General features: G+C 63.3%; 19 protein-coding genes and 2 pseudogenes. 5 read left to right on the top strand and 16 right to left on the bottom strand.

The window, feature by feature from the left end; all coding sequences use genetic code 11:
• Positions 1-82 precede the first annotated feature (82 nt).
• Genes OR16_RS00595 through OR16_RS00585 form a run of 3 tightly spaced genes read left to right on the top strand, consistent with a single transcriptional unit; the run spans position 83 to position 2,366 of the window.
• Positions 83-556, top strand: a complete 474-nt coding sequence (locus OR16_RS00595) for an acyltransferase family protein (RefSeq protein WP_158001316.1) — start codon at positions 83-85, stop codon at positions 554-556.
• Positions 553-1,458: a metal-dependent hydrolase gene (locus OR16_RS00590; RefSeq protein ID WP_050982843.1), complete on the top strand. Its 906-nt coding sequence runs from the start codon at positions 553-555 to the stop codon at positions 1,456-1,458. The genes OR16_RS00595 and OR16_RS00590 overlap by 4 nt, the downstream gene beginning before the upstream one ends.
• Positions 1,455-2,366 (top strand): hypothetical protein, encoded by a 912-nt coding sequence (locus tag OR16_RS00585; protein WP_006156025.1) that lies wholly within the window; start codon positions 1,455-1,457, stop codon positions 2,364-2,366. Before OR16_RS00590 ends, OR16_RS00585 begins: the two co-directional genes overlap by 4 nt.
• Positions 2,367-2,400: 34 nt before the next feature.
• Here OR16_RS00585 and OR16_RS45070 read toward each other — a convergent pair whose 3' ends face one another.
• From OR16_RS45070 to OR16_RS00575, 3 genes are read right to left on the bottom strand one after another with little or no spacing between them, the layout of a single operon-like run.
• Positions 2,401-2,625: a hypothetical protein gene (locus OR16_RS45070; protein WP_237716869.1), complete on the bottom strand. Its 225-nt coding sequence runs from the start codon at positions 2,623-2,625 to the stop codon at positions 2,401-2,403.
• On the bottom strand, positions 2,568-3,515 hold the full coding sequence (locus tag OR16_RS00580; RefSeq protein WP_237716868.1) for a hypothetical protein: 948 nt from the start codon (positions 3,513-3,515) through the stop codon (positions 2,568-2,570). Before OR16_RS00580 ends, OR16_RS45070 begins: the two co-directional genes overlap by 58 nt.
• A gap of 8 nt (positions 3,516-3,523) precedes the next feature.
• The gene (locus OR16_RS00575) at positions 3,524-4,234 is read right to left on the bottom strand and encodes a hypothetical protein (protein WP_006156024.1); all 711 of its coding nucleotides are present in this window, start codon (positions 4,232-4,234) and stop codon (positions 3,524-3,526) included.
• A 65-nt stretch (positions 4,235-4,299) separates the two neighbouring features.
• Here OR16_RS00575 and OR16_RS00570 point away from each other — a divergent pair, with 65 nt between their 5' ends.
• A complete protein-coding gene (locus OR16_RS00570) occupies positions 4,300-5,724 on the top strand; it encodes a fatty acid desaturase (protein ID WP_100227803.1) in 1,425 nt (474 codons plus the stop codon).
• A 165-nt stretch (positions 5,725-5,889) separates the two neighbouring features.
• Positions 5,890-6,267, top strand: coding sequence for a hypothetical protein (locus OR16_RS43320; RefSeq protein ID WP_141639810.1), 378 nt, complete (start codon positions 5,890-5,892; stop codon positions 6,265-6,267).
• Here OR16_RS43320 and OR16_RS45065 read toward each other — a convergent pair.
• The 13 genes and pseudogenes from OR16_RS45065 to OR16_RS00515 form a co-directional block, all read right to left on the bottom strand.
• On the bottom strand, positions 6,264-6,851 hold the full coding sequence (locus tag OR16_RS45065) for a 4'-phosphopantetheinyl transferase family protein (RefSeq protein ID WP_423739619.1): 588 nt from the start codon (positions 6,849-6,851) through the stop codon (positions 6,264-6,266). The genes OR16_RS43320 and OR16_RS45065 overlap by 4 nt on opposite strands.
• Positions 6,852-7,018: 167 nt before the next feature.
• Positions 7,019-7,564 carry an aspartate 1-decarboxylase gene (panD, locus tag OR16_RS00560; RefSeq protein ID WP_006156021.1) on the bottom strand — a complete coding sequence of 182 codons (546 nt, stop codon included), beginning with the start codon at positions 7,562-7,564 and terminating at the stop codon, positions 7,019-7,021.
• A gap of 54 nt (positions 7,565-7,618) precedes the next feature.
• Positions 7,619-8,389: a thioesterase II family protein gene (locus OR16_RS00555; RefSeq protein ID WP_006156020.1), complete on the bottom strand. Its 771-nt coding sequence runs from the start codon at positions 8,387-8,389 to the stop codon at positions 7,619-7,621.
• Complete coding sequence (locus tag OR16_RS00550; RefSeq protein ID WP_006156018.1) at positions 8,382-9,923, bottom strand: aminotransferase class V-fold PLP-dependent enzyme; 1,542 nt, start codon at positions 9,921-9,923, stop codon at positions 8,382-8,384. Before OR16_RS00550 ends, OR16_RS00555 begins: the two co-directional genes overlap by 8 nt.
• On the bottom strand, positions 9,920-12,673 hold the full coding sequence (locus OR16_RS00545) for a non-ribosomal peptide synthetase (RefSeq protein ID WP_006156017.1): 2,754 nt from the start codon (positions 12,671-12,673) through the stop codon (positions 9,920-9,922). The genes OR16_RS00550 and OR16_RS00545 overlap by 4 nt, the downstream gene beginning before the upstream one ends.
• On the bottom strand, positions 12,564-13,331 hold the full coding sequence (locus OR16_RS48010) for a phosphopantetheine-binding protein (RefSeq protein ID WP_423739621.1): 768 nt from the start codon (positions 13,329-13,331) through the stop codon (positions 12,564-12,566). Before OR16_RS48010 ends, OR16_RS00545 begins: the two co-directional genes overlap by 110 nt.
• Positions 13,332-13,502: 171 nt before the next feature.
• Positions 13,503-16,118 (bottom strand): annotated as a pseudogene (locus tag OR16_RS48005) (non-ribosomal peptide synthetase); the annotation flags it as partial.
• A gap of 137 nt (positions 16,119-16,255) precedes the next feature.
• Positions 16,256-16,426, bottom strand: coding sequence for an acyl carrier protein (locus tag OR16_RS48000; protein ID WP_423739620.1), 171 nt, complete (start codon positions 16,424-16,426; stop codon positions 16,256-16,258).
• Positions 16,427-16,667: 241 nt separating this feature from the next.
• Positions 16,668-19,016: pseudogene (locus tag OR16_RS47995) on the bottom strand (type I polyketide synthase); the annotation flags it as partial.
• An 11-nt stretch (positions 19,017-19,027) separates the two neighbouring features.
• A complete protein-coding gene (locus OR16_RS00530; protein WP_006156015.1) occupies positions 19,028-21,049 on the bottom strand; it encodes an AMP-binding protein in 2,022 nt (673 codons plus the stop codon).
• Between the two features lie 114 nt (positions 21,050-21,163).
• Positions 21,164-22,885, bottom strand: coding sequence for an ABC transporter ATP-binding protein (locus OR16_RS00525; protein WP_006156014.1), 1,722 nt, complete (start codon positions 22,883-22,885; stop codon positions 21,164-21,166).
• On the bottom strand, positions 22,882-24,645 hold the full coding sequence (locus OR16_RS00520) for an ABC transporter ATP-binding protein (protein ID WP_237716866.1): 1,764 nt from the start codon (positions 24,643-24,645) through the stop codon (positions 22,882-22,884). The genes OR16_RS00525 and OR16_RS00520 overlap by 4 nt, the downstream gene beginning before the upstream one ends.
• A gap of 11 nt (positions 24,646-24,656) precedes the next feature.
• On the bottom strand, positions 24,657-26,768 hold a 2,112-nt coding region (locus OR16_RS00515; RefSeq protein ID WP_337459797.1), incomplete at its 5' end, for a TonB-dependent receptor.

The following is a 26,768-nucleotide window of genomic DNA, read 5'->3' as shown; positions in this document are numbered from 1 at the left end:
TGTGTTGCTCAATGCACTGCCATTTCACGCCTTTGATCTACGCTGGTTCCTGCGCATCGACGCGCTTGTACTTGGCGTGGCGGTGCACGCGCTGGGCCGAAGCACGGCATCGTCGCGCGCGGCGGCGATCATCCGGATGCGTGGGCTCGCGGTGCCCCTAACGCTTGCGCTGTATATGGGCATGGTATGCGCACAGCTGATCTCGGCGCGCTATCCCATTGGCATCATCGCGCTCAGCGCTGCCGGCCTCGTCTGGATGGCTTCCTGCGACAATCGCGACGCTGCGCAGACGGGTTGGCTATCGGCGCTGTTTGGCTGGCTCGGCGAGCGCGCCTACTCGATCTATCTTTGCCACGTTCCCATCCTGCTTGTCAGCTATGAAATACTATGGCGCGCTGGCGGTCAGGCACCGCTCCCGGCGCCGTGGCTGGCTGCGGCGGGCCTCGGTTCGTTCGGCCTGATCGTGTTCATTGGTACACTCTCGCACCGCTATCTGGAGCAACCAGGCATTCAATGGGGCCGGCGGCTGACACGCCCGGCAACTCGATCAATATGAGCTTCCTCAGCAAACGCTCGCGCGCTCCCAGTGCAGTGACGCCGCCCACCGAAATCCCGCACCGCGATCTGCGTTTCACGCTCGACGGCCCCGTGCCGCGCTACTGGTACCGGGGCTGGTGCCACGTCACGCGCTTTTTCGATGCGTTCTCGATCATGTTCCCACTCGGTGAGAAGTTCTTCATCGATAGCGTGAAGCACTTTCGCGGCGAAATACCCGCCGGGACGCCGCTTGCGGCCGAGATTGCAGGCTTCATCCACCAGGAAGCGACCCATATCCGCGAGCACCGGCTGTACAACCAGCGGCTCGCCGCGCAGGGCGCGCCTGTCGACGAGCTTGAGGCACTGATCAGGCGTCGCCAGCAGAACAGCCTGCAGATTGCCTCGTCGGCCATGCGGCTGGCGCTGACCGCGTGTCTCGAGCACTATACCGCGATCCTCGCCGACCAGTTGCTGCGCCACCCGGAGATACTCGACGGCGCCGATCCGGAAATGGCTGCGATCTGGCAATGGCACGCGGTTGAGGAAACCGAGCACAAGGCCGTCGCGTTCGACGTCTTCCGTGCGATCGAACCCAGGCCGCTGCGGCGGTATCTGGTTCGCTGTGGCGCGATGCTTGGCGTGTCGGTGTATTTCGTGCTCGATCTGGTCTATTTCATGTATCGTCTTGCCGCCTGCGACAAGCAACGCGCCAACTGGCGCGAGTGGCTGCGCCTTCAATGGTGGCTGTTCGTCAATCCCGGCGTGTTCACGCGCGTGCTGCCGGCGTGGATGTTCTGGTTCGCACCCTGGTTTCATCCAAACCGGATCGATAGCCGGGCGGTGCTGGAGACCGCCCGCCGCAATCTCCAGGAACAACGCGAAGACTTCGCCGCTGGGCCAGTTACGCGAGACGCGCGATGACCGTGAGGCAGCCCTGGACTCCATACGGCTTCGACGATTGGCGCCAGCACTATCCGGCCACGCCGTTCGCGCGAGCGGCGGGGGGGCTCGACTGGACCGGGCGCTATATCGATTGCTGGGAACGCGCGCGCGCGCACCTGCCACGGGCGACCGTCGTGGTCCTCGTGGCGGGGCTGTATTCGGAGGGGCTGCCGCGCTGCCATGGCGATGCGGTGCTCGCGCTGCGCCGGGCGGGCTACCGGGTGCTGCGGTTGCCGATGCGCTCGTCGCGCGGCGTAGTGGCGCAAGGCCGGCACATCGCGGTGACGCTGCGCGCGCGCTTGCGCGGCGGTGAGCGCTTCGTTGCGCTTACGCACAGCAAGGGCGGCATCGATATGCTGGCGGCACTGGACGGTGACCCCGCGCTGCGAGCGCGCTGCGACGGGCTCGCGCTGGTTCAGCCGCCGGTAGGTCCGGCCTCGATCGTCGACGACATCATGGGCTGGAGCGCGACGCCTGCACCGGACGGGGCGGGCTGGAAAGACAGCGTCGCACGCCAGTTGCTGCGCACACGCTGGGTAGCCGACGGCACGCGCGACATCAGCAGCCGTCGCGATCCCGGCGTCGCGCCAATGCTCGCCAGGCTGCCGCGCGAGCTGCACTGCGTACACGCGGTCAGCTGGTCGATTGAGCGCAGTTCGCGTTTCGATGCCCACCATGGGCGGCTCAATGCGCGCCGGCCCGGCTGCGCGCACGACGGACAGTTCTATCTCGAACATCAGGTGCTGGCCGGCATGCCGCAGCTATGCCTGCCGCACCTTGACCACGGCCAGCCGGTGCTGGGCGGGCTGGGTTTCGATGCCGGACGCTTCTGGCTGGCGCTGGCCGAACTGCTGCATGCGAGCAGGCCCGGCTTCGCGCAAGACTGACGAACAGGTCAGACGAACAGATCAGACGAACGGGTCAGACGAGATAGATCTCAAAGCCGGGGATGCGCGCGGCCGATGCCGGATCGAGCGCGGGCGCGTTGCTCGCACTGGACAGCGTATACAGATCCATCGGCAGGCGCGTCAAGCGATAGGGCGCCATCGCTGGCCAGAGCGGATCGTTGTCGTAAAGACAGAGCTGCATCAGCGCATAGCGGCTGCGCAGGCCTGCCCAGGCGGCATCGAGCAGTGCGGCGAACACGGCGGGATCGCGTTGCCGCACGTGCAGGTGGGTGAGATAGATGTCCTGGAGTGCCTCGCCTGGCGCGGCGATCCGGGGGCGCCGAAGGCCGGCGCCAGCGCATTGTATGCGAGACGTATTGCCTGGACCGATGGCGGGAACCTCTCCAGCACGATTCGCTTGATGCGCCCGGCATCCCAGGGTGCGACGCAGCCGCGCAGATTGCCTTGGCCGTCGAGTGCCAGCAGGAAAGACCCGATGCCGAAATCGGGCCAGGTCTGCAGTCGGCGCGCGAACTCAGCCTCGGAGAACACGCAGCCGAATGGCTGCCGGGCCGATTCGGCATCGAGAAAATGGCGCAGTGCATCGGCATGATGGGGCTGCGCCTGCACGATCCGGACCGAATCGGCGGTGCGCGGTGCAGCACGCCAGCTTCGCCGGCCGTACACCGAGACGTTGCTGTAGCCGCGCCAGTGCGACAGCGCAAGGCGGCCCGCGCGCCTGGAGCCAAGCAACGACTGCGCCGCCAGCCGGTTGTCCCGGATCATGCAGCAGTAGGCATGATGCACGCCGGCATCCTGTTCCAGGTCGGCGAGACGGGCGCGCACTTCCTCCATCCAGGCGCGTGACAGGCGCCGGTCCGGGACGAGGCGCAGGTCGCCGAGATAGGCAACCGGCTGCACTCGCTCCATCAGGTAGCCGTCGCGCACGACCAGGCTGGCAATGCCTTTCATTTCGCCGTGTTCGCCCTCGGCGAGCCATGTCCTGTGGTCGGTGGCATGGCAGCGATGCAAGGCGAAGTAGTCCGGCGCGCGATCGAAGCGCAGCGGCAAGGCGCCCTGCATCGCATGCTGCGTGAGGAAGTCGAGGATGCGCGGATTGTCCGCGGGCCGCGCGCGCCGGATCTGCATCGTGCGGCCTACGTGGAGCAGAACAAGCGGCGCGCCATCGGCCGCAAGTTGGCCGACGACAGTTCGCACAGGCAGACTAGCTCGTCGCCGCTTGCATAGTGCGGATTGCGCACGAGGAAATACGCGACATCCGGCAGCCGTCGATGGGCGTCGGGCACTTCCGCCAGCTCCGGGGTGAGCCGCCCCTGTGGCGTGGCGAACGAAAGAACCCCGGTGTCGCCGCCATACGCCGCGCCAAACCGCTGGGTCGCCAGATGATCTATCAACGCCTGCATGGATGGCGCCGTGGCGGCGTCCCAGCGCGGTGCGTAGTCATGCGCGAACGCGCGCAGGTAGCGGTAAGTACGGTGCCCCTTGCATATCAGGAGCCAGTAGAGTGGTACGCCGGGCGCGTGCCGGCTGATCTGGCCTGCGAGGCGAATCCACGCGAAGGCCAGTTGCTGGCTACCCCAGTGCGCCGGATCGATGATCGTGTCGCCCGAGAAAATCACCCGCTGCGAGGTTCCGCCCCATGTGGCGGTGTAGAGCTTCAGCGTTGAGAATCCTTGAATCACGTCCTCGGTATCGCGCAGGATGATGCAATGTGTCTTGTCCGAGAGATCCTGATCGAAGATATCCCGGTGGGCGTCGCAATATGACGCCGAGTAGAGCGCGAACATCCGATCGATCTGGTCTGCGCTCAAGGTGGCGCGTTCAATGGGCGTAGCGTGAAGGCGCATGGGTGAATTTTGCATGACTGGACAGCTTGTTATGATACCCGTCCGATTACCAGAATCTTGCCGCGATGAAGATGTCTTCGAGTCGCCAATCTGCCGGCACGATGTCCATGGCCAGACCCATGACATGGCTCCTGGCCTACCTGTTCGTGTCTGGGGTGCTGTATTTCTTCGTTACGCATTTCCCCTTGGGACCGGTGCGGATCGTTCGGCCCTCCGTGCTCGATACATGGACGCCGATCCTGCCGGCCACCATACCGCTCTATCTGAGCTATCTGCTGGTGATGCCGGCACTGGTGTGGCTTGGCCGTAAGAGCGACTGGTTGCTGTCGGCCTTTTTTGCTGGGGCAATCGCTGCCATTGCCTGTCTCGTCAGCCACCTGTTCTGGCCGACTGCGATTGTCCGGCCGGTGGCCGACTCAGGCTGGCTTGCCTGGCTGCATCGCATCGATTCGCCGCTGGCGGCGGTGCCCAGCGGCCATGTTGCGTTGCCGGTGGCGATTAGCGTGCTGCTGGCCATCCTGCGTGAGCGCAGCGCATGGCTCTTCGCGATATGGAGTGCCTTGCTGATGGTGGCCGTCCTGACCACCGGGCAGCATCTGTCCTACGATGTGGCCTGCGGCGCCGCGGTGGGCGTGCTGGCCGGTGCGGCAACGGCCGGCCTGCTGCGCTTGCGAGTGGATTTGCGCACGACGGCAATGATCCTGGTGGAATGGCTATGCATTGTCGTGACGCTGCGCGTAGCGCTTGCCGCCGGCACCTGGTGGCTTTATCCGGTGGCCTTCGCCATCATTGCTACGCGGCAGCACGCGCTCTTCATCCTGTACCACGATGCCGCGCACTACCATCTGAGCCGGCATCGGCGCTGCAACGATTTTCTGATCAATGTCGCGATTGGCGTGCCTGGTACGGTCCCAATCGAATTCTATCGCCCCTTGCATCTTGCGCATCATCGGCATGTCGGCACCGAACAGGATCCCGAGCGCCGCTTTTTGTATCGGAACCAGCCGTGGCGCTTCCGGCCGCTCGATACGATATCGCTCGTCAGGCAGTTGCTCGGCGACGTATTGATGCTCAACACGCTGCGCACGATGCGCGCTTACCGAAAAGCCGGTGGGCGATTCGTCCGCCCGACCGGTCCGATGCTGGCCGCGGCGATAACTGTGGGCGTCATCCTGGCGATCGGGACCGTCGGTGTCCTGCTGCAAAAGATACGCAGCTTCGCGGAGCACAGCGGCGGACCGAACGTCACGCCGGATTGGGACCACTGGACCTACGCGTGGCACGTGGGATGGCTTGGGCGGCTATTCATCTGGCCATATCACATCAACCTTCACCTGCAGCATCATCGTAATCCGAACACTGCTTGGCACGCCTTGCCATCGGAGATGCTGGCTGGCGATCGGATTTTGTCATCGCATGGCCTGCTAGCGCTGCTTTGGTCAGGGGCGCGCCGCAGGGCCCGTGCGCGTACGGGGAGTCGGAAACCGTGACGGAGTCTGGTGGCCGTGTTGTTGGCACCCGCTGCGGCTGTTCATTCAAACGCTGTTGGAATGTTTGGAAACGTTCGCTTTTGCTGGTTGCTAATGACGTTCAAGGTCGACAAACGCCCTTCGCGCAGCCCCAGCAGGTGCAGCGCAGTACGATTCGCACTTAGCGTGGCGCAGCTCCAAGACGTGGGAACTGCCGCGAACGGCCCGGACCCCCCTGTTGCAGGGGCGGTTGGCGCCCGCAGGAGTGCTGAAGAGGCGCAGATCATCCGGCGGCGGCGGGAGAGTTGCTGGCAGCCATACAACGTGCTGACGGTCATGCCGTTGTTCAAAACTTACCTCGACCTGGATGGCGTCAAAGCGCTTTATGATGCCGACGAGTTTGTGACCAAGCGCGGCGATGGACGAAAAATCTTCGATCAGACCAATCTGAATTGCCAATCGCAACCGGCTACCACTCTGCGCTACTTGGCATCACATGTAGCACAGGGTGCTTGCTCAACGGGATCTGCTGAATGTCTCAGAGGCCCGGCAAGCATGCATTAGATTTTGCCGACACCGTCACGAAAATACACAACGGTATGGACAGCCGTTCCGCTGACGGCGAAGCGTACGCTTATGAGCCTTCCCGCATGCCATGAACGGTTCCAGTCGACAGCAAGCTGAAGCACGATTTCATCCGTCCCCACACCGCGTACACGTGCGGCGTCGAAGTCTAGAACACGTCTGACTTCCGGGTACAATGCCTTGAACAGGGCTTCCTTGGCCGAGAACACCAACGTAACGCCTAGTGGCCTCCCAAGCCCGGCGAAATGCGCCAGTTCGGCCTCTGTTGCGACAAACTCCCCAAGCTCTGTGCTCAGTTCTTCGGACATGATGCACTCGACGTCGATGCCAAGTGCCCTATAGCGGGTCTTGGATGCAACTATGGCACATGCCATCGTTGCGCAGTGGCTGATGCTCCCAACCCAACCGGTCGGCCATACCGGCAGTCTGTCCAGGCCAATCGGCAAGACCGCAACGCCCGGGCATCCGGCAAGCCTCAATGCCTTTTGCGCACAGTCCCGACCGGCAAGAAACTCACGTTGCCGCTTCGCGACGGCATTGTGCAAGCTGGCCGGCAGTCGCACAGCGGCAGTCGCTCCGAGAAGGTGGGGTTGTATTGGCAAACAGCTGAAACGGATTTCTTGCGGTAGATTCAGGTGCTGCTCAAGGTTGCTCCATCCTGATGCTTCACTCGGAGCTGTGCTGATAGCCGATTCTTCCGCTCGAACCACTCCTTGCGGCAGTCGTACCCTCAACTGGGATAGCCCATATGCTTCGCCAGCATGTCGGCAACGACGAGGTCGCTGAGCCCGCGGGCCTTGAGATCCTTGGCCAACGCGGCGAAATCCACGTTGACGAGGCGCCGTCCGGTTTCGTTGGTGCGAGCCTCGCAATGCACGGAAAACTCGAAACGTCTCGAGGTTGACTCCTGGACGTCGTAACGTAGAACTTCGGTGACTTCGTTGTCGGCGCCGAAGGTCAGCACTCTTGGCTTCAGCGTGTACAGATCAGTGTCCTGCTGAATGTACCTCGAAGCGCAGATGATGACACGATCACCTTTCTGGCAAGTCCTTGCTGCCGCACCGTTCAACACGCAACAACGCGAGCCTGGCTCGCCATAGATGACGTAGGTCGATAGGCGGGCACCGCTGGACTTGTTCCAGATGTCGACAAACTCCAAAGGCAGGATGCCCACGCGTTTACACTGATCCGGATCCAGTGTGATCGATCCGTGGTAGTCGAGCTCCGCACCGGTCACCGCAATGCCATGCAGTTTTGCGCAGACTACTTTGATCATGATCCAAACTCCTTCTAGACGTTGATTTCCATTGCCGATGGCATGCTCGTGTATTTACCAGGTCAAACGGCCAGTACAGTGCTCCGCGACCGTCAGTCGAACGCAGTCAAGCAGCTGAGCACGCACAGAGGAGTCGCTGAAATAGAAGTGGCCGCCGGCAAAGCGACGCGAGCCAAGCCAGCGGCTGCTGTAACCCTCCCAGGCCTGCAGTTGCTGTGGGGTGAAATCCGGTTCGATGTCACCGCATACTGCAAGCAGTGGGCAGGCCAGTGGTTTCGCGGCCTTGAAACGGTAGCGATCCACCAGAGCGAAGTCGTTGCGAAACACGGGCAGGAAGAGTTCCAGAAGCTCCGCACTCGACTCCAAAGCAGGTGCCAGCCCTCCGTAGCGCCGCACTTGGTCCAGGAACTGTGGTGCGGGTAACGTACTCCTGAGTTCGTCAACATCTGCGCGGCAGTGCGGGGGTTCCCGGCTCGACAGGATCAGCAACGCGAGTTGGGCGAGGCGACCGCTGGCTTGCATCTGCAGCGCGATCTCGTGGGCTAAGAGCGCGCCCATGCTGTGTCCGAACAGGACGAAGGGAGCGGGTCCCGCGGCCCGGATCTGCCCGAGCAGGGACGTCGCCAGGGACCGAGCGTCCGCACAAAGCGGTTCTCCAAACCGTCTGCCCCGTCCAGGCAGTTCGATGGGGCACACCGCGATCCAATCCGGCATCAAGGCGTCCCATTCTCGATACACATCGGCGCTACCGCCTGCGCACGGCAGGCAGTACATCCTGATCGCGGAGTGTTTGCGCGGGGCAATGGCGATCCTGACATCATCCATCGATACGCTCCATGACATGGGGCTTGGCAAGACCGAGCGCTTCTACTTTCTTGCCGGTCGTTATGACCTCCTGGAGTAACGGTTCGACGTCATCGAGTTCGCACAAGGGGTTGTACATCACCGCTCGCAGCATGACCGTGAGCGGGCCGTGGCGCCCAGGTACCGCACGCTCCGTACGAGATAGGAACGCGCATCCGGAGCGTCTCATCTCCTTGTGCAAGCGCGTATTCAACTCATTGATTGCCGTTTCGCAGGCACTGCTGGTTCCAGACCGGCAATGCTCCGGTAGATAGCGGAATACGACCAGGTTGCTGACTGGCTCCAGTAACAGTTCGAGCTCCCTGCGAGCGCTGATGCGCCGGGCCAGGGCCCTGGCCCGCTCGAAGCTGTGCTCGATCAAATGGGCGAAGCCTCGTCGGCCGATCAGGTGCAAGACCGCATGCAGATAGATCACGTTGGCCGGCCGTGATCCCTCCAACGTGAAACGCCCTGCGTCGGCCGACCCTGGGCGGACTGCATAGGGCGCCGTTGTCATGAGCGTGCGCGAAAGATGGCATTCCCGATACAGCAGCACCCCGCACCCTACCGGCGTCAGGAGTTGTTTGTGTGCATCCAGCGTCACGGTGTCGGCCGCCTCAATTCCGCAAAGCAGGTCAGCGTGCTTGTCGGAGAAGAGGAGGGGGCCACCCCATGCCGCGTCGACATGGAAGTGCGCGTTCTCCATGCGAGCACGCTTCGCTAGCTCTTCCAGCGGATCGATGCTTCCGAAGTCCGTACTGCCCGCGATTCCGACGATGGCGAGTACTTTGCGTCGGCGCGCGTGGCAGGCTGAAAGGACCTCGTCGAGCAGGTCCAGGCGCATCGCCCCGTTCTGGTCCACGTCGACCTTGAGCAGACTATTGGCTCCCAGCCCTAGCAGGTCCATGGCTTTCTCGAACGAGTAGTGCATCAACTGCGAGCCGATGACCACGGCACCGCGATAGCCTTGGCACTGCATCTCGCGCCACCAGCCGTCAGGGCCATCCAGACTGCGCTTGCGGGCGCACCACATTGCGCTCACGTTCGCCACAGTACCGCCACTGGTGACCAACCCGGGCGTGCTCTGGCTATCCGCTTCCATGGCGGCGTAGTCGCACTCCTTGAGGTCAAAGACAGCCCTGTGCAACATGAGCAGCGTTCGCTTCTCAAGCGTGGTCAGTCGACCGGACGATTCAGTCTTCATCAGGTTCTGGTTGAGCGAGGCGACCAGTCGCGCCAACTGAGGCATGAAGCCGGGCAGGGGCGAGGTCATATGGCCGAGACAGCGACCGTGGTGCATGCGCGCGGCGCCGGCCAGCCCATCCTGTTGCAATCGCTCCAGATATGGGTTCAGCGCCATGGCTTGACGCGGTATCTGCGGTATCTTGCAGATGTCGGAGAGCGGGCCTTCGGGCGGAGCCTTCTCTAGGCGGTGCTGCCGGATCAGTCCGTCGATCTGCTCAGCCCAATCCCGCTCGCTGTCGGCTGCCCATGAAGTCAAATGATTCAAGCTCATGCTCGCTCATCCTTGGTTTCGTCGCCGCGAATGCGAATTCTGAATCGCTCTGCACGCCCAGATCGTGGGATGACGGACGTGAGGACGCTATCCTCCTCAACCACTCCCTCGAGGCGCCGCACCAGTTGGTCGATGGTGCTGTACTGGAACAACTCTGTGAGACTCAGTTCGACAGCTGAGGGATAGACGGCCTGAAGCTTGGCGTGGAGGCTTGCCAAGGACAAGGAGTTCAGCCCCATCTCGTAGAGCCCGCGGCGCGGATCGAGACTGCTGGCGTCGCACCCGATCAGTGGGGCGATCATCTCGGCTAGGCGCTGCTGACTGTCGTTCAAGGTGTAAGCGGGTGCCTCCCGCGACCACGTCAGGCTACCTAGCAAGCAACCACGGTCGACTTTCCCGTTGGGCAGGCGCGGCAAATGTGGGATCACTTCAAACCGGGTCGGCACCATGTACGCCGGCAGCTGCCGAGACAATGCCTCGCGAACCTCCGCCGCCAGCGTTGGATGGCAGTCCATTGCCGCCTCAAGCCAAGCAACCAGCTGCATCCCGCCATGCGGGTCCGGTGCAACGAGCGCCACGGCGTGTCCGCCGGCCATCGCCGCTGCCAGGTGATGGTTCACTTCGGCGAGTTCCACTCGGTTGCCGCGGATCTTCGCGAGGTCGTCGAGGCGCCCCTGGAAGACGAGTTTACCGTCTGCGCGTTGATAGCCCCAGTCTCCCATGGCGAACAATGGGCCGAACGGCGGGCTGCCCGGTTCTACTGCTTGCTGTCGTGCCAGCCGCAGATACCCCGAGAATATTTGGTCGCCGCCGACGTGAATGTGCCCGCAGTTTCCGGGAGGCACGGCGTGGCCCCACTTGTCCAGAAGATGGATCTGGTTGCCTGCGATCGGTTTGCCGAGCACCCGCTGGTCGTCCCGCGACGGCGGTCGCGGCCACTGGTAGGCGGTGACATCCGCGACCTCCGAACTACCGTAGCAGTTCACGAACCGTAGGTTCGGCAATGCCCGATACAACGTCTCAACCTCGTCCGTATTCGCCGCTTCCGCACTACTCAGCAGCAGGTTCAGCGATTGCCAGGAGGCGAGCAGCTCCGGAGCGTCGCGCAACCAAGTGCGAATCAAGCTGGGGACAATCACCATGCGAGTTACCGAGTACTCCAGCATCATCGTCAGCAGCCGTCGACTCTCAATGACCAGGCTGGTGGGTAGCACCACGCAGGAGCAGGAGGCGAGCAAGGGGTCGAGGATTTCCCACAGCGAATCGACGAAGTTCAGCGGCGTGCGGATTGCGCAGCAATCGTCGGCGTGCAGCGGATACGTCTGCGCTAGCCAGCGCGTCCTGCTCTGTGCGGTAAGCCAGTTTCCGAACAGTCCCTTGGGCGTACCGGTCGAGCCGGACGTGAACAGCAAGTACATTGGCGCCTGCGGGAGCGGCTGGCAGCACAGAGGGGGCGTCGGTGCAGGGGCCTCCAGAAGCCGCCAGTCGATGGCGGCACTGGCATAGGACTGCGCCAACCCTCCCTTGATCGCATCATCACTGACCAAGAGTGCCGGCCGGGCCTGGGACAGCATGGCTTCGATTCGCGCGGGCGGATAGTCAGGGTCCAGGGGTAGATAGACCGCACCCACAAACAGAATGGCCAGCATGGTGCAGATCTGCGTAGAGGAGCGGGGTAGGTAGACACCGACTACCGCGCCGGGGGCGACACCGCGGGCAAGTAGTCCCGCAGCCAGTCCCTGACTACGCGAAAGCAGTTGTGCGAAGCTAGTTTGTTGGCCTCCGTCATACAACGCGCATCGATCTGCGCCCTGTTGCAAGGCGCGAAGCAGTCGTTCAGGCAGGTCAATCGTGGCGTCTGACTGTGCGGACGAATGCATGAGCGATTGTTCTGGCCAATAGCGAAGGTCTACGAGCCGTTCCTGCGGTCGTGCGACGATCGCTTCAAGCAGGCAACGGTAGTGCTCCAGGAGCCGTTGCATCCGGTCGCCATCGAACAGGCTGGTCAGATAGTTGAGCTCAAGCCAGAGACCACCCGTATCCTGCGCCACGTACAGGTCGAGGTCCATGTGCGCGGTATGCAGTGGCGGCGGCAGTTGCCGCAATCGAAGGCCCCCTGCCAGCGTTGGCCAGCGATGCCTCGGCCGCATCGCGAAGCCCGCCTGATACAGGGGATGGCGACCGTCGTCGCGTGCTGTCCCGGCCTGAGCGACGAGGCGCTCGAACGGGTAGTGCTGGTGGGCGAGCGCTGTCACGATCCTCTCGCGATTCTGCCGCAGGAAGTCGTCGAATGGCTGCTTCGGTTCCCAGGGCGTGCGCATGATCACGTTGTTCACGAAGCAGCCCAGCATATCCAGGCTGGCGGGGTGCTCGCGTCCCGCTACATAGGTCCCGACAACCACTTCGTCCTGCTGGCTATAGCGCCCAAGAAGCAGTTGGTAGGTGCTCAGCAATACCATGAACAGTGTGGCATTGTGCTGCGTTGCCAACGTTTCCAATTGGGTCACCAGCTTCTCGTCGAGGGCAAGGTTCACGCTGCTGCCGGTCCAGTCCATTTGCGCGGGGCGTGGCCTGTCGGTGGCCAGCGACAGCACAGGCAGCTCCACCAGTTGACGGTCCCAGAACGCTTTTGCTACCGGGTCATCCGCCTGCCCATGTTGCCAACTCGCAAAGTCGCCGAATCGGAGCACGGGCGGCTCTATGGCTTGGCCTTTCAACAGCGCGGCGTAGACCTCCGCAGTCTGCTGCATCAGGACGCCGGCCGACCAACCAAGCCGAGATGTCCTCACCGGGCGATAACGTGGTCACCTGTATCTGGGGAGGTGCAGCGTCTGGTAGCAAGTAGGGTCGTAGCTCTGCGCTGTCGAAGCCGAAGCGGCTGCGCAGGATCTCGTGCCCGGCCAGCACCGCATTCACGGCGTTGCAGAGATTCGCTACATCGAGCGGACCGTCCAAGGCGAAGAATAGCGGCAAGGTGTAGGCGGCGGTGCCGGGCTGTCGCTGTTCGATCAGCCAGAGCCCGCGCTGAGACCAGGACAGCGGCGCGGCCTGGGTGTCGCGGGGCGGGAATCCGGCGGATGCGATGGGGTTCCAGCCATTCGCGGATCTTCCCTGCGCCGTCAACTGGTGCTCGATCTGTTCGGCGAGCCGGGACAAGGTCGGCGTGGCGAATATTTGCTGGACAGGCAGACGTACGCCGCTCTGCGCTTCGATGGTCCCCAGCATGCGCGCGGCCAGGAGGGAATCGCCACCCAGATGGAAGAAGTTGGCTTCCCTGGAGACTACCGTCTGCTGGAGTACCTGTGCCCAGCAGTCCGCCAGCCATTGCTCCAACGATCCTTGCAGATATTGCGTCGCTGATGGGGCCTCGGCTTGCAGCGGCCTGGCGGACAAGGCGCGCCGATCCACTTTGCCATTGGCGCTGATCGGCCACACGTCGCAGCACTGCCATGAACTGGGGACCAGGGGGGCAGGCAGGTGTGCGCTGGCATGTGCCCTGAGTACCTCTGCGTCCACCTCGCCATCGAACCAGGCGACCAACCGTGCGTGCGGGGTGTGGCGCAGTTCGACGACCGCCCGGTTCACTGCGGGATGGCGTTGCAGTACGCCCTCGATCTCGCCCAGTTCGATGCGCACACCGTGCAGTTTTACCTGGCTGTCACGCCGGCCGACGAACTCGATGCTGCCATCCGGCATGTAGCGACCGAGGTCGCCCGTGCGATAGCAGTGCGTCTCGCGCCCGTCCAGAGGGCCGAATGCATTGGGTCGACTCGGGTCCTGCTCCAGGTAGCCGGGGCTGACGCCGTCACCCGCGCAGACCATCTCGCCGCATACCCATACCGGGCAGTCTTCGCCGTCTTCGTCGACAATGTAGAGGCGGCTATTGGAAATTGGCTTCCCATAGGGAATGGTCGCCCGCAGATCATCGTTGGGCTGGAGCGTATGGGTGATGTTCCAGACCGTGATTTCTGTCGGTCCGCCGATGCTATGGACCGTGGCATTCGGTGCGACGCACCGGAATCGTTGGCTGATGCTCGGGGGCAGCCAGTCGCCGCCCAGCGTTACCTGCCGCAGCGTATCCAGAACTGCCTGCTGCTGGTCGGCGCGCTCCAGCAACATCTCCGCCAGCGCCGGCACTGAGCTCCAATAGGTGACTCTGTGCGCCTGCATCAAGGCGAGCCATCGCCCGGGATCGCGCCGCTCGGCGTGTCCGGGAAGGATCAGTGCCGCCCCTTGGGTCAGACAGGGCAATAACTCGGCCACCGACATGTCGTGATGGAGCGCCGACACGCCGAAGACACGGTCGCTGGCCGTCAAACCGAGCCACTTCGCATTGTGCTCCAGCAGGTTGATCACCCCGCGTTGGGTGATCGGCACGCCTTTGGGCTCCCCGGTCGAGCCGGAGGTGAACAGCAGATAGATTTCGGCGTCACCGATCCAGGGTCGGTCATCCACAGGCGGCTTGGTTTGGCTGCATGGCCACTGGCTGGCGGCCAGTGCACGGCCGATCCCGCCCCAAACGGGCAACCAGTCATGGGTCAACACCAGCTCGGCACGCGCCCGCTCCGCTATCGCGCACTGTCGTTGCGCCGGTAGTTCGATGTCGAGCGGCACGTAGCAGCGCCGGGCGAGCAGGCAGGCAACGGTGGCGATGATCTGATCGACGCCCTTGCCAAGCCGAATGGCGACGCGCCCGCGCTCACGGCGCAGAAGCTCTGCAAGAGCACCGGCGCGCTCGAACAGCTGGCGGTAGCTCAACGACTGCCCATCGGCCACCAGGGCGAGATTGTCTGACCAGCGCGTGGCGGCCAGCAGCAAGCGCTTGGCCAGAGAAACCTGCGGCCACGTCCGCTCGGTCGCATTGGCTGCCCGGCGCTGCGTAAGCTGTTCCACTGGCAGGGCAACCACACTGGTTTCCCGCAATAGGAGTGCGCCGTTGGCCGCAGCCAGGCGTTGAACCAGGTCGGAAAAAGCTCGGAACATGTCCTCGACCATACCAACCGGGAACCGACCGGCCAGATAGTCCCAGTTCAGGTGCAGGCGGCCTGCCACCTGGTAGTACTGGCAATCCAGCCAGACCTGGGGCGTCTGGCTCAGGCTGAATGTCAGCTCGCCCAGGGCCGCCGCCTCGCTGCGCAGGTTGTCGGAGCCACTGACGATCTCTGGCAGGGATGTGAAAACTATCGGTGCTGGCGCGTGGTTGCGGCCGCCATTGTGTTGGTTGAGCTCGCGGAGCACACGAACGCCGGATACCGCGTCGTGCTCCATGTCGAGCCAGAGTTGCTCCTGCGTGGCCGCCACGCGCTCGCCGAAGCTGAGACGGTTGTTCAGCGTGACCTCCAGCAGCGTGAACGTCGCGAACTCCCCCAGCACTGAATAGATGTCCGGGTGAATCGGCTTGCGATTGAATCGCGGCATGTTCAAGACAAAATGCCGGCTGCCCGACCAGCGCGCCAGCACCTCTGCGTAGCAGGCCGCCAGAAGCGTCGCCAGCGTCAAGCCCTGGTCGGCCACCAGCGTTCGGATGGCTTGGGTCTGCGACTCCGTCAACGTCATGTCGCAGCGTGCAAACGTCGGCGGCGACGATACCTCGGTCGAACTGGCGAGTGGCAGGGACGGCGCCGCGGGCAGGTGCGCAAGGCGCTGCCGCCAGTAGTCCAGCGCCTGCGCATAGGCCGGCCCCTGCTCGAAGGCCTGGCTGGCCAAGACGTAGTCGCGGAAGGTCATCGAGAGGGCCGGCAGTGCGCAACCGGGGTCGGCATAGCTGCAGGCCAGTTCGTTGATCAGCGTTTGTATGCTCTGGCCATCGATGCACCAGATATCGAGGCTCATCAGCAGGCACCCCTGTCCGTCACCGAGGTCGCACCAATGCAACTGATGGTGAGGCCACTGAGTGAGATCGGCCTTGTGATGGGCGAGCGCCTCACGCATCACGGACAGTGCTTCTTCCTGCTCGCGGGCTGAGAGGTACCGCAGATCGTGTCGTTGCGGCAGGCCCGCGCCAGGCTCGTGCTCACGTATGCGTTGCAGGCCTGCCGCAGAGATCACCACGCGGAGCATGTCGTGGCGGGCAACCATGCGCTCCCATGCCTGGCAGAATCGCGAAAAATCGAGGTCCGCTGTGCGCCGCTCCATGTAGTAGTGCATGCCTGTCTGGTCATCGCCCTGCCGGCCGATCCAATAGGCCTGCTGCATGTCGTTCAGCGGGAAAGGCGCGTAGCGGTTGGGCTGATCAGGCCGCAGTACAGGGTGACGCGTGGCTGCCGAGTCGCTTTTCCGTCCAGCAAGCCGCCGCTCGAGCAATGCCCGTGCTTGGGTCGAGAGAACGTCGTTCATACTTTCACCTCGCTTTCCGCTTCGGCTTCCAGTACCGCGGCAATGGCATCGACCACTTCGCCCAAGGTGCGCATTTTCATCATCTGCGCCATCGGCAGTTCGATGGCGAGGTCGCGCTGGACAGCGGCGCGAATCTGAATGGCGGCCAAGGAGTTGCCGCCGAGCATGAAGAAGTCGCTCTGCTTGACCGGTCTCCTGGACAGCCCAGAAGCGCGATCGCGAAAACGGATAGCCTGGGAAAGCAAGGCGTTGTCCCTGCGCAAACAACCCCCCGGTGTCGGCCAGCATACCGGTGCAGAACGCATGACCGACCTGGCGCAGCCATGCCGTGTGGCCCGACTCGGCTTCCACCAGCCCAGGGACGCATCCGCGCGCGAGCACTCGACCGACGAGACCGCTGAGCAATGGCTTCGGGCCGATCTCCAACGCGTGGCCGACTCCCAGGCTCGGCAACTGCTCCGTCATGGCGCAGAACTGCACGGACTGACGCAGGTGGTCGCGCCAATAGCGCGCATCCGGTGCACGCTCTAGCGGCCGTCCGTTCAGATTGCTCAGCAGCGGGATGGCCGGTGGGCGGTAGCTGAAGTGGCTCAGGCCCGATTCGAATGCGTCCAGGATGGGGTCCATTAGGCGCGAGTGGAAGGCATGCGTTACAGGTAATGCAACGGATTCGACCTGTGCCTTGGCCAAGGCTTGCTTCAGCCTGGAAAGTTCTTCGACCTCGCCGGACACCACGACCTGCTGTGGCCCGTTGTCCGCAGCGACTTCCAGCGCAAAGCCATCGCTCAGGTAGGTGCGGACGGTCGCTGCGGGCGCTTGCACGGCGAGCATGCCGCCGCCGGCGGGTAGGCTGTCTAGCAGGCGTCCACGCAGGCAAACCATGGCCATTGCCGTCTCCAGCGACATCACATCAGCCAGGCAAGCGGCTACATATTCGCCCAGACTGTGGCCGAGAAGGACGTCCGGTTTGCCGCCGGCCCGACGCCATGCCGCGGCCAACGCGTACTGGACGGTGAACAGGAGCGGTTGCAGGCTGGAGGCACGCGTCAAAGCCTCTGCCATCGGCAGATTGCCCGACAGCCATCCGGCGATGGGTAGCATCTCGCGCTCGGGGATGGCGCGGCAGCAGTGATCGACCGCTTCGCGGAAGGCTGGATCGTGATCGTAGAGACCCTGTGCCATGCCCTCGTACTGCGCCCCCTGTCCCGTGAAGACCCAAGCCGTCTTGCCACCTGACCTAGCCTGCGTTGCGGACGCCTTCGATAAGGCGGCAGCGAGCTCACCGGTGGTCTGCGCGACCACGGCGAGCCGGTAGGGAAACACCTTGCGTCCCTTGGCCGCGGTGTAGCTGAGTTGATCCAGGTTGGCGGTGCACCCCCGGTCTGCCAACCAATCGATGGTTTGCTGCCGATAGCGTTCCAAGGCTGCCGGATCGCGGGCGCTGAGGGTAAACAGTTGCGGCGTTGCGCGGTCGTCCGTCCTGCCCACCGCGGGCGCCTCCTGCAGCACCAGGTGCGCGTTGGTACCACCAAAACCAAAGGCGCTAACCCCAGCGCGGCGCGCGCGTCCCGACTCGCGCAGCCAGGGGCGCAACTGATCATTGACGAAGAACTGGCCGTCGTCCAGGGCCAGTTGGGGATTAGGACTGCGGTAGTGCAAGGTCGGTGGCAGCATCTCATGTCGCAGCGCGAGGACCGTCTTGATCAGCCCAGCCATCCCGGCGGCGGTATTGAGATGCCCGAGGTTGCCTTTGACGGCTCCGATGGCGCACGGGCGGGCGCGGTGCTGACCCGCGCCGAACGCCAGTTGCAGTGCCCGAAACTCGATGGGATCGCCCAGGCGGGTACCGGTACCATGCGCCTCGACGTAATCGATGCTTTCCGGGGTGACTTCGGCAAGACGATGCGCCATGCGGATCACCTCTGCCTGGCCTTCAATCCCGGGCGCCATGAAGTCCATCTTGCGTTGCGCGTCGTTGTTGACGGCAGCGCTCAGAATGAGCGCATCGATGTGGTCGCCGTCGCGGATGGCGTCCTCGAATCGCTTCAACACCACTGCGGCCACACCATTGCCCATCACTGTGCCGGCCGCGTCGGCATCGAAGGGGCGGCAGTGTCCATCCGGCGACAGGATGGTGTTGGCTTGATAGAGATAGCCTTGGCCGTGCGGAAGGGTCAACGCGGCGGCACCCGCCAGCGCCATGTCGCATTGATAGGCCAGCAGGTTGTGGCAGGCCGTGGCGACGCTCACCAACGACGTCGAGCATGCGGTCTGAATGTTCAAGCTGGGGCCGCGCAACCCTAGTTTGTAGGCTACCCAGGTGCTCAGGTAGTCCTTGTCGTTTCCGGTAAGGACCTCCAGCCACTGCGCGAGGTTGTGGCTTCTCAGCTTCTTGCCAAGCCGCGTCACGTCATAGCCGGCATCTTCCATCGCATGCCAGCAGACTTCAAGAAACAGGCGGATCTGCGGGTCCATCCAAGTCGCCTGCTTGGCGCTGATCGTAAAGAACTCGGCGTCGAAGCAGTCGATGTCAGCCATCGGCATGCCCGCCTTCACGTAAGCTGGGTCGTCAAGCACGACCGGGGCAACGCCATTGGCCAGCAGGGTGTCGCGGCTGTATACCTGGCGGCCTTCCTGTCCAGCGCACAGGTTGTCCCAGAATGCCGTAAGGTCCGCTGCGCCAGAGAAGCGTCCGGACATACCGACAATCGCGATTGCGTCGGGGTGTTGTTTCAGTAGATCCCGGGTATCGTCCATAGCTGCTCCAGTCAGTTGTCGAGCCCGTCGCTCATGCGGCGGCGATTGCGCTGTTGAGTCCGCCTGGCGCGCTGCCCATCGCACGTGTCTTCGCCCAGGGTCTGGCCGCCGCCGACAAGGTCGGCGAGGTTCGTGAGGGATGCGCATTGAAAGAGGTCGGTGACGTCGAGGGCCCATTCCGGGTGCTGTCGATGGATTCGCTCGTGGAACAGCACGAGGGCTGGTGAATCCATCCCGAAGTCAAACAGGCTGCGGGCAACGTCGACCTGTTCCAGTCCACAACCAAGCTGGGCTGCCAAAAGCTCGCGCAGTGCATCAAGCGGTGTGTCGTAAGGTGGGGTACTTGGAGTTTTGCCGTGGCCATCGCGTTGGTAACGAAACAGGACTGGCAGCGTCCCTTGCGTGAAGAGCTCTCGACATTCCCTTCGCTGGATCTTTCCGCTGGATGTTTTCGGCAGGCTTCCCGTGCGGATGAACACAATTTCATCCAGGGTCAGGCCAAGGTGCAGGGCGAGGGTCTGCTGAATGGCGTGTGCATAGCCAGGCAGACAATTCTCGGGGCAACGCTTGTCCGCTTCCTGCACCAGCACCAGTCGTGTCGACAATGCGTCATCCATCGCGAAGGCCGCACCGCCATCCGTGCGCAGCCACTGGCATTCCGACTGGGCCAACCATTCGATATCGGTGGGCACTATGTTGCGCCCCTGGAAGATCATGAGGTCCTTCAAGCGCCCGCTGATGGTCAACTCGCCTGCACACAGATATCCGAGGTCACCGGTGCGCAGGTACTCGCCGGATGTCCCTTCCAGCCGCGCCTGGAAGACCTCACGGTTGAGCGCCTCCGCCTGCCAGTAGCCGGGTGACACGCTCGGGTTGTCCGTGGATAACCAGATTTCCCCAACCTGGCCTTCTGGCAGGACCCGTTGGGCTTGCGGGTCGACAATCCGGAGGGCAAGTCCCGCCGCAGGCACTCCGCAAGAAACCGTCAATGATTGGCGGTCACTCGGCCTCACCGGCGAGGCGCGCCAGGCATCACCAAGGCAAGTGCTGGTAACAAACAGAGTTGCCTCGGCCATGCCATACCCAGGGTGGAACGCGTCCGGGGAAAGGCCCGCCGGAGCGAATCGACGCAGAAATGCCTCGACCGTGGCGGCCTTGATCGGCTCAGCACCACAGTGAACCCATTTCCAATGCGATAGATCCAGTCCCACGATATCGGCATCGGCGATCCGGTCGACGCATTGCTGGTAGGCGAAATTCGGCCCGCCACTGCGCCATGCGCGATAGGTCGACACTGTCTGCAGCCATACCTGCGGTGCGCGCAGAAGCGTCATCGACGGAAGGATCACATGCTCAGCCCCGGCGTAGAGCGCCAGTAGCAGGCCATTGACCAACGAGTAGTCATGGAAATGCGGCATCCATTCAACGGACACCACGCGGCCAGGGCATCCCATCCGCCGTTCGATTGCCGCGGTGTTAGCGGCAATGTTGCGATGAGTGATCATGACCCCCTTGGGCGCTCCAGTAGAACCGGAGCTGTACTGCAGGTAGGCGACAGCATCGAGCTGGGGCGGAGGAAGTGGGATCGAGGCGTCCACTGTGGGGATTGGCCACGGCAGCAATTGATGCTCAGTGAGCCAACGCCCCCTCCCATGCTCGCGCATGTCATCCACGAATCCGGCATCCGCCAGAATGGCGCGTGCGGCGCAGTCCGCGGCGATACGCTGCAGACGAGGGAGCGCTCGCTTGAGCCCTACGGCTCCCGGTCGGGCGGTAGGCACGGCAATCTTGCCGGCCATGATGGTGCCAACGAAGGCAACCATGAAATCAATGCCCGGAGGAAACAGTAAGAGCACCGACGGCGCGGGGTCCGGCTGTGCCAGCAGATACTGCGCCACCGCCATGGCGCGCTGGTGGAGTTCAGCAAAGGTGATCTGGCCAATCTCCTGGCCACGACTGTCGAGTTCCCGGTAGATGACCAGCTTGCCATGCTGCGCCGCGTGCTGTTGAGTCACTTCCTGTATTGTCTTCATTGCTTGGTTCCCATCGCTCGTCCTCTTGATGCCGCTACGCAACCAGGCTCGGCATTGCTCCTCCTGGGAGGCGGCCCCTGCTCGAAGCGCTCGTTCCGTTCAGGCAATCCCGTCTTAGCGGGCGACTCTCCAGTTCAGGCTTTGCTGGAACAGCTCCCAGAGCGCGGCGTAGGTTCCGCGCGCCTGCAACAGTCTGGTGTGGTCCCCCGTTTCAATGATTTCGCCATCGTCCAGTACCAGTACCTGGTCCGCGTGCACCGCTTGCTGCAAGGAGTGCGTGACCTGGATGACGGTGCGGCGGTTCGCCAACGCGCGGATCGCGTGCTGAACCTGTTCAGCGCTGGCGCTATCCAGGCCAGAGGTGACCTCGTCCAACAGCACGATGGGCGCGTCCTTGAGCACCGCCCGCGCGATGGCGATGCGCTGCCGCTCGCCGCCGGAGACCGGCGTTCCGCCTTCGCCCAGGACCGTGTCGAGGCCGTTCGGCCATTGGCTGACGAAGTCATCGCAGCAAGCCAGCCCCAATGCCCCATGCATTTGCTCATCGTTGGCGTCGTGTTTGCCCAGCAACAGGTTTTCTCGCAGCGTGCCCGGCAGCAACGCGGTCTCTTGGAGCACCATCGCCACGCGACTGCGCCAGGCCTCCAGTGGGATTTGCTGGCTTGTGATGCCATCCAGCTGGAGTTGCCCGCTATCGTGGTCGTAGAGCCGGGCAAGCACCATGAGCAGCGTGGATTTGCCAGCGCCATTGCGGCCCACGATCACGTTGTGGGAACCGGTCGCGAACTTGGCGCTGACGGCCTTCAAGACGGGCTGATGCGCGTAGGCAAAGCTGACGTTGTCTAGCGTCACTGCCGCATGCTCCGGCGGTGGGCGGCGCCCGTCGCCCTGTGTTTGTCCGGGCAAGTCCGCTATCGGCCGGATGCGCTGCCACGCCTTCCGCGTCCACTTGAGCTGCGCCCATTCCTGCCAGGCGCAGTAGAGGTTGTGATGGGCCAGCGGGAGTACCAGCAGCGCCGCCACGAGGCTGGCGTCGGCCTGCGAGCGCCAGGCTAGCAGCAGGGCCGCCACCAGGCACAGCTCGAGCAGGCCATTGACCGTCTGATCCCGTACGGCGAAGGCAGGCACGCTGCGCTGCTGGGCTTCCTGCTGGTGGCGCAGAAGTGCATCGAGCTGTAGGCCGGGAAGGCGCGTCGCCCGGAACAGGCGGAGCGTGCGAATGCCTCCCAGCGTGGCTGCTAAGGCTTCCTGTACCGCGTCGTTGCATCCGGTGAGCACATCGACGCGCTTCTCAAGCGCCGACAGCAGGCGCCACGCCAAGACAGCGCACAGCAGCAACACGAGTAGGAAGCCGCCGAGCAGGAGCGGCCGGAAGTAGCCGACGTACAGCAGCAAGATGGCGGCCAGCAACAGATTGGCCTGGAGCCTCACCAATACAATGAAGACGCCTTCCTGCAACAGACGGACGTCGCTGGTCAGACGATCGAGCATCTGGCTTTCCGGCCATCGGCGAAGCTGCCACAGCGGCGCTGCCAACAGTCGCCGCACCAGTTGCCGGCGATAGAGCGTGATGGCCCCGAAGACCGCCTGGGTGCCCAGCATCCGGGCTCGCCATTGCACACCCAGACGAATGAACGGTGCCAGCAGGGCGACTCCCATGTACAGCGGACCGGCCTGTGGCCAGCCGCTCGCCAGGTAGGCCGCCCGGATGAACTCGGCGGCGGCCAGAGGGGGCAGCGCGGTGAGTAGAACGTCGAACCAAGTGAGTTGCATATAGCAGGAGAACCGGGGGCGCATTGCGCAGTCATCGAGCAATCGAAAGAACCATTTCTTCATGGGGACGGCTCCAGATTCCGGGGGGCTTGTTCGATCTGCCGCCAGAGCATCGCGTATGTCCCTCCAGCTTCGATCAGGTTCTCGTGACGGCCCTTCTCCACGATGTGTCCCTGCGCCATCACGGCAATAGTGTCCAGCGTACGAACGGTTGGCAGTCGATGGGCGATGACGATCAAGGTCCGTCCTCGGGCCAGCCGGGTGATCGCCTGCTGAATCTTCACTTCGTTCTCGATGTCACTGAATGCCAGCGCTTCGTCCAGCACAAGCACAGGCGCATCGAGCATCAGCGCGCGGGCCAGCGCCAGGCGTTGGCGTTGCCCGCCGGACAGATCGCGGCCATCCGGCGCCAGGACGGTCTCATAGCCTTGGGGGAGGGCGCTGATGAACTCATGGCAGAGGGTCAGGCGAGCAACCGCTTCGACCGCGGCAAGGTCCGTGTTGGGCCGCCCCAAGCGGATGTTGTCGGCTACGCTGACGGCGAACAGTTCGGTCTGCTGACTGACGAAGACGACCGCCTGCCGGAGTGCTGTTTCGGTGTAGGCCGCAAGCGGCAGACCGCCCAGTAGAATCTTCCCGGAGTCAGGATCGTCGAAGCGCAGCAGGAGTCTGGCCAGCGTGGTCTTTCCCGCGCCACTGTGGCCCACCAGAGCCAGAGACTGACCCGGGTTGACCGTCAGGGTGATGTCGGTCAGGATGCTTCGTTCGCCGTGCTGCTTGCAGACCTGGCGCAGTTCGATCCCCGACGGTGTCTTGACCAGGCCGAGCGTGCCCCAGGCCGGTTCGTCGCCGTCGAGCAGGCCGAACACGCGTTTCCAGATGGCCTTGAGCTTGCCCAGGCGAAGGAAGAAGCTGAAGACATCGCTGTACAGCGTGCCCAAACCGACAGAAACGATGCAGAAGAACGCCAGCGTTGGCAGGCTCAGGGCGTCCCTCGCATACAGCGCGCCACCGACCAGTAGTACGCTGGAGAGCGGGCTGGTGCCCAGCACCATGAACAGCACGGCCAGGCCAAGCGGTTGACGAACCGCTGCCGTCGATTGTGCCTCGAAGATTTCCAGCGCATTGTCGATACGGCGTTGCGCCGTATCGGCCTGGTTGTAGGTGCGCAGGAGCAGTTGGTGCTGCAGGAGCGTATGAAGGTTCTGCACCAGCGCACCCCATGCCTGCATCATGCGTTGTCCAGCGACTTTGCCGACCGACATCGAGTAAAGGCTGCACGCGATCGCCAGGAAGTAAGGCAACAGGCATGCAATCCCCATGCGCCAATCGAGCCCAAGCAGCAGGCAGGCGAGCGCTGCCGGCACGAGCGTCGCCGCCGTCAGCTCTGGAAGCAGGTGGGCCACCGCGTCTTCCAGCTCATCGGCCTGCTGGCCGATGAGCTGGCTCTGTTGCACCGCTGGCGCCTGATCGAAGTGCGACAGTCGCACCCGTTCGAGCTTGTCGAACAGGCACTGCTTGAGCTGCGCGATGGCGGTGAAGGCCAGGCGGTGCGCGATGATCTTGCTCATGCAGGCCAGTGCGTGCCGCAGCGCCCAGCCCGCCACAAGCGCGGGGATCAGCCACGCGAACCACTGTGCGGAGGCCGAGGAACCGAGCATCTGTGCCAGCAGGAGCCAGGCAACCAGATACGGCAGCAGACTCAGCAGGCCGGAAATGGCCGTGCCCAGGCACGCAAGGGCCAGATGCCATGGCCACGAACGTACCAAGGCAAGGCTGGTGGCGATGCCACCGCTACGTGGCAGGGCGGAGAAGTCGATCATGGTCTGCGCCATCAGAACGCACCGCCGACCGTCAGCAGAATCGTGCGCCGCTCTCCGTACAAGGCCGTATGCGTACCCGCGAACGGCGAATTGGCGATCACATTGCTGTAGTACTGCTTGTCGAGCAGGTTGTTGATGTTCAGGGCGAGCCACCAATGCTTGAAGTCAGCCTTGCCGCTCAAGCTGAACGTCTGATAGCTCGCCTGCCCGAAACTGTTGATGTTGTCGGCCTCGATCCGGCCGACGTGGTTCATGTCCAGGCGCAGCGTCGTGTCGGCGCCGGCGATTCGCTCCCGGTACTGCACCCCGATGCGACCGGTGTCGCGCGGCACGAACGGAACCGACTTGCCCACAGCCGCCGGGGCATTGCTCTTCTGGATCCGCGTCGTGTTGAGCGCATAGCTGGCGTGCAAGCTCCATGGGCCGGCGAACTGGTAAGCGGTGGCCAGTTCGACGCCCTGGTAGCGCGTCTCGCCGATGTTCTTGACCTGGGTGTCGGTCATGTCCAGCACCTGCTGGTTGCGCAGCAATGTGTGGTAGAGCGAAAGCGTGTAGTTCAAGCGATGCTCGGCGAGGCGCCCTTTGAGCCCGAACTCGATATTGCCAGTCTTCTCTGGTGTATAGCTCAGGTAGGGGCCGACAGGCAGGCCACCGATCATTTGCGGATTAGTATTGACGCCGCCCGGTGTGTAGCCGGTGCTATAGCTTAGGAACGCTGTATTACTGGGCATGAACGCGTAGGCCAAGGCGAGTTTGTAGGTCCCGGAGGCGTTCGCGCTCGATTGCTCTTGGCCGCGATTCTGTACATCGCGCAGGCGTTGTCGGTCACGTTGGAATCGGCTGCCCACAGTCGCGGTCCAGTTCTGCGCGAACGCGTAGTCCATCTGTCCGTACCAGGCAGCGCCGGATGTCCGGTACTCCGACTTGCTGAGAACATTGCCGTATCGGGTCTTGAACACGTTGCCGTTATCTGTCTGGTCGCCGTAGGCGAATACCCCGGTTTGCCAGCGCAGGCGGCCGCTGTCGCCCACCAGTTGAACCTCCTGGCTCAACTGGCTGTGGTCGTTGGTGTACGGATCGAAGTCCCACTTGAAGAAGGGATTGCCGCTGTAGTCGGCATCGCTGACGGTACGCAGCTTGTCCTTCTGGTAGCCGGTGATCGCGTTGAGCCGAAACAGGTCGAACTCGTGGCTCACCTTGAATGTTGCTCCGTCGCCGCGCGTCTTGGTGTAGCCCTCGGTGTCCCGATCCACCTGGTAGAAACCGACTGGCGTGAAGCCCATGCCCAGTCTTTCCCGACGAATCGGTCGCAGGGTCTTCGGATCGATGAAGGTCTGCAGATAGGGAGCGCTGTCGTCCTCGAAGTGACTCAGGGTGAGCGAGAGCGAGGTCAGGTCGGTTGGAAAAATGTCGGCCTTCAGATTGATGTTGCGTCGCTCCTGCGCATCGAGTTTTCCATGCGACCCTGTTGCGACGTTGGTCAGAATGCCGTCTCGCTTTATCCAGCTGGCATTGAGGCCGAGCATGACAGCGTTATCGGCCAGGCCGGTCGCCAGCGAAATGCCGCCACGCCTCTCGTTGTGGTTGCCGGCCCCGGCAAAGCCGCTTACTTCGTTGCCTTGCGGCCGCTTGGTAATGATGTTGATCACCCCGGCCGCGGCATTGCGGCCGTACAGGGTGCCCTGCGGCCCCTTGAGCACTTCGACGCGTTCAACGTTGTTCAGCAGTAGCGGATCCTGCAGCACGGAGTCCAGCTGCGGCACGCCGTCGATGTACACGGCGACACGCTTGTTCTTGAGATCGAAGGCATCACCCATGCCGCGCAGGAAGATGCGTGGCTGGCCTCCGGTATAGCTAGATATGCTCAGGCCATTGATCAGCTTGTCCAAGCCCTCCAGGCTGTCGATCTGGTGCAGGGCCAACTCCTCGGCGCTGACCGCTTCGACAGTCGCTGGTACATCCAGAATGTTCTGCTCGAATTTCTGCGCAGTAACCACCTGGGCCTCAAGTTCGATCGTTGTCTGGGGAGCGGTCTGCGCCGTGACCCATCCCGACAGCAAGCACGCCAACGTAGCCAGCGGTGCCTCAAGACCTCTTGCGCTCATCCCTTCCTTCCTCCCAAG

The sequence above is a fragment of the Cupriavidus basilensis OR16 genome (assembly GCF_000243095.1).
Lineage (GTDB): Bacteria > Pseudomonadota > Gammaproteobacteria > Burkholderiales > Burkholderiaceae > Cupriavidus > Cupriavidus basilensis_D.
The sequence above is the reverse complement of the archived record's forward strand: the minus strand, read 5'-3'. Positions and strand labels throughout refer to the sequence as shown.

Excerpts from the sequence above, each read along its gene's own strand:
- OR16_RS00590 (WP_050982843.1), top strand. The coding sequence starts at position 553 with ATGAGCTTCCTCAGCAAACGCTCGCGCGCTCCCAGTGCAGTGACGCCG.
- OR16_RS00585 (WP_006156025.1), top strand. The coding sequence starts at position 1,455 with ATGACCGTGAGGCAGCCCTGGACTCCATACGGCTTCGACGATTGGCGC.
- OR16_RS00580 (WP_237716868.1), bottom strand. The coding sequence starts at position 3,515 with ATGCAGATCCGGCGCGCGCGGCCCGCGGACAATCCGCGCATCCTCGAC.
- OR16_RS00575 (WP_006156024.1), bottom strand. The coding sequence starts at position 4,234 with ATGCGCCTTCACGCTACGCCCATTGAACGCGCCACCTTGAGCGCAGAC.
- OR16_RS00570 (WP_100227803.1), top strand. The coding sequence starts at position 4,300 with ATGAAGATGTCTTCGAGTCGCCAATCTGCCGGCACGATGTCCATGGCC.
- panD (WP_006156021.1), bottom strand. The coding sequence starts at position 7,564 with ATGATCAAAGTAGTCTGCGCAAAACTGCATGGCATTGCGGTGACCGGT.
- OR16_RS00555 (WP_006156020.1), bottom strand. The coding sequence starts at position 8,389 with ATGGATGATGTCAGGATCGCCATTGCCCCGCGCAAACACTCCGCGATC.
- OR16_RS00550 (WP_006156018.1), bottom strand. The coding sequence starts at position 9,923 with ATGAGCTTGAATCATTTGACTTCATGGGCAGCCGACAGCGAGCGGGAT.
- OR16_RS00545 (WP_006156017.1), bottom strand. The coding sequence starts at position 12,673 with ATGCAGCAGACTGCGGAGGTCTACGCCGCGCTGTTGAAAGGCCAAGCC.
- OR16_RS48000 (WP_423739620.1), bottom strand. The coding sequence starts at position 16,426 with ATGCTCGGCGGCAACTCCTTGGCCGCCATTCAGATTCGCGCCGCTGTC.
- OR16_RS00530 (WP_006156015.1), bottom strand. The coding sequence starts at position 21,049 with ATGAAGACAATACAGGAAGTGACTCAACAGCACGCGGCGCAGCATGGC.
- OR16_RS00525 (WP_006156014.1), bottom strand. The coding sequence starts at position 22,885 with ATGAAGAAATGGTTCTTTCGATTGCTCGATGACTGCGCAATGCGCCCC.
- OR16_RS00520 (WP_237716866.1), bottom strand. The coding sequence starts at position 24,645 with ATGATCGACTTCTCCGCCCTGCCACGTAGCGGTGGCATCGCCACCAGC.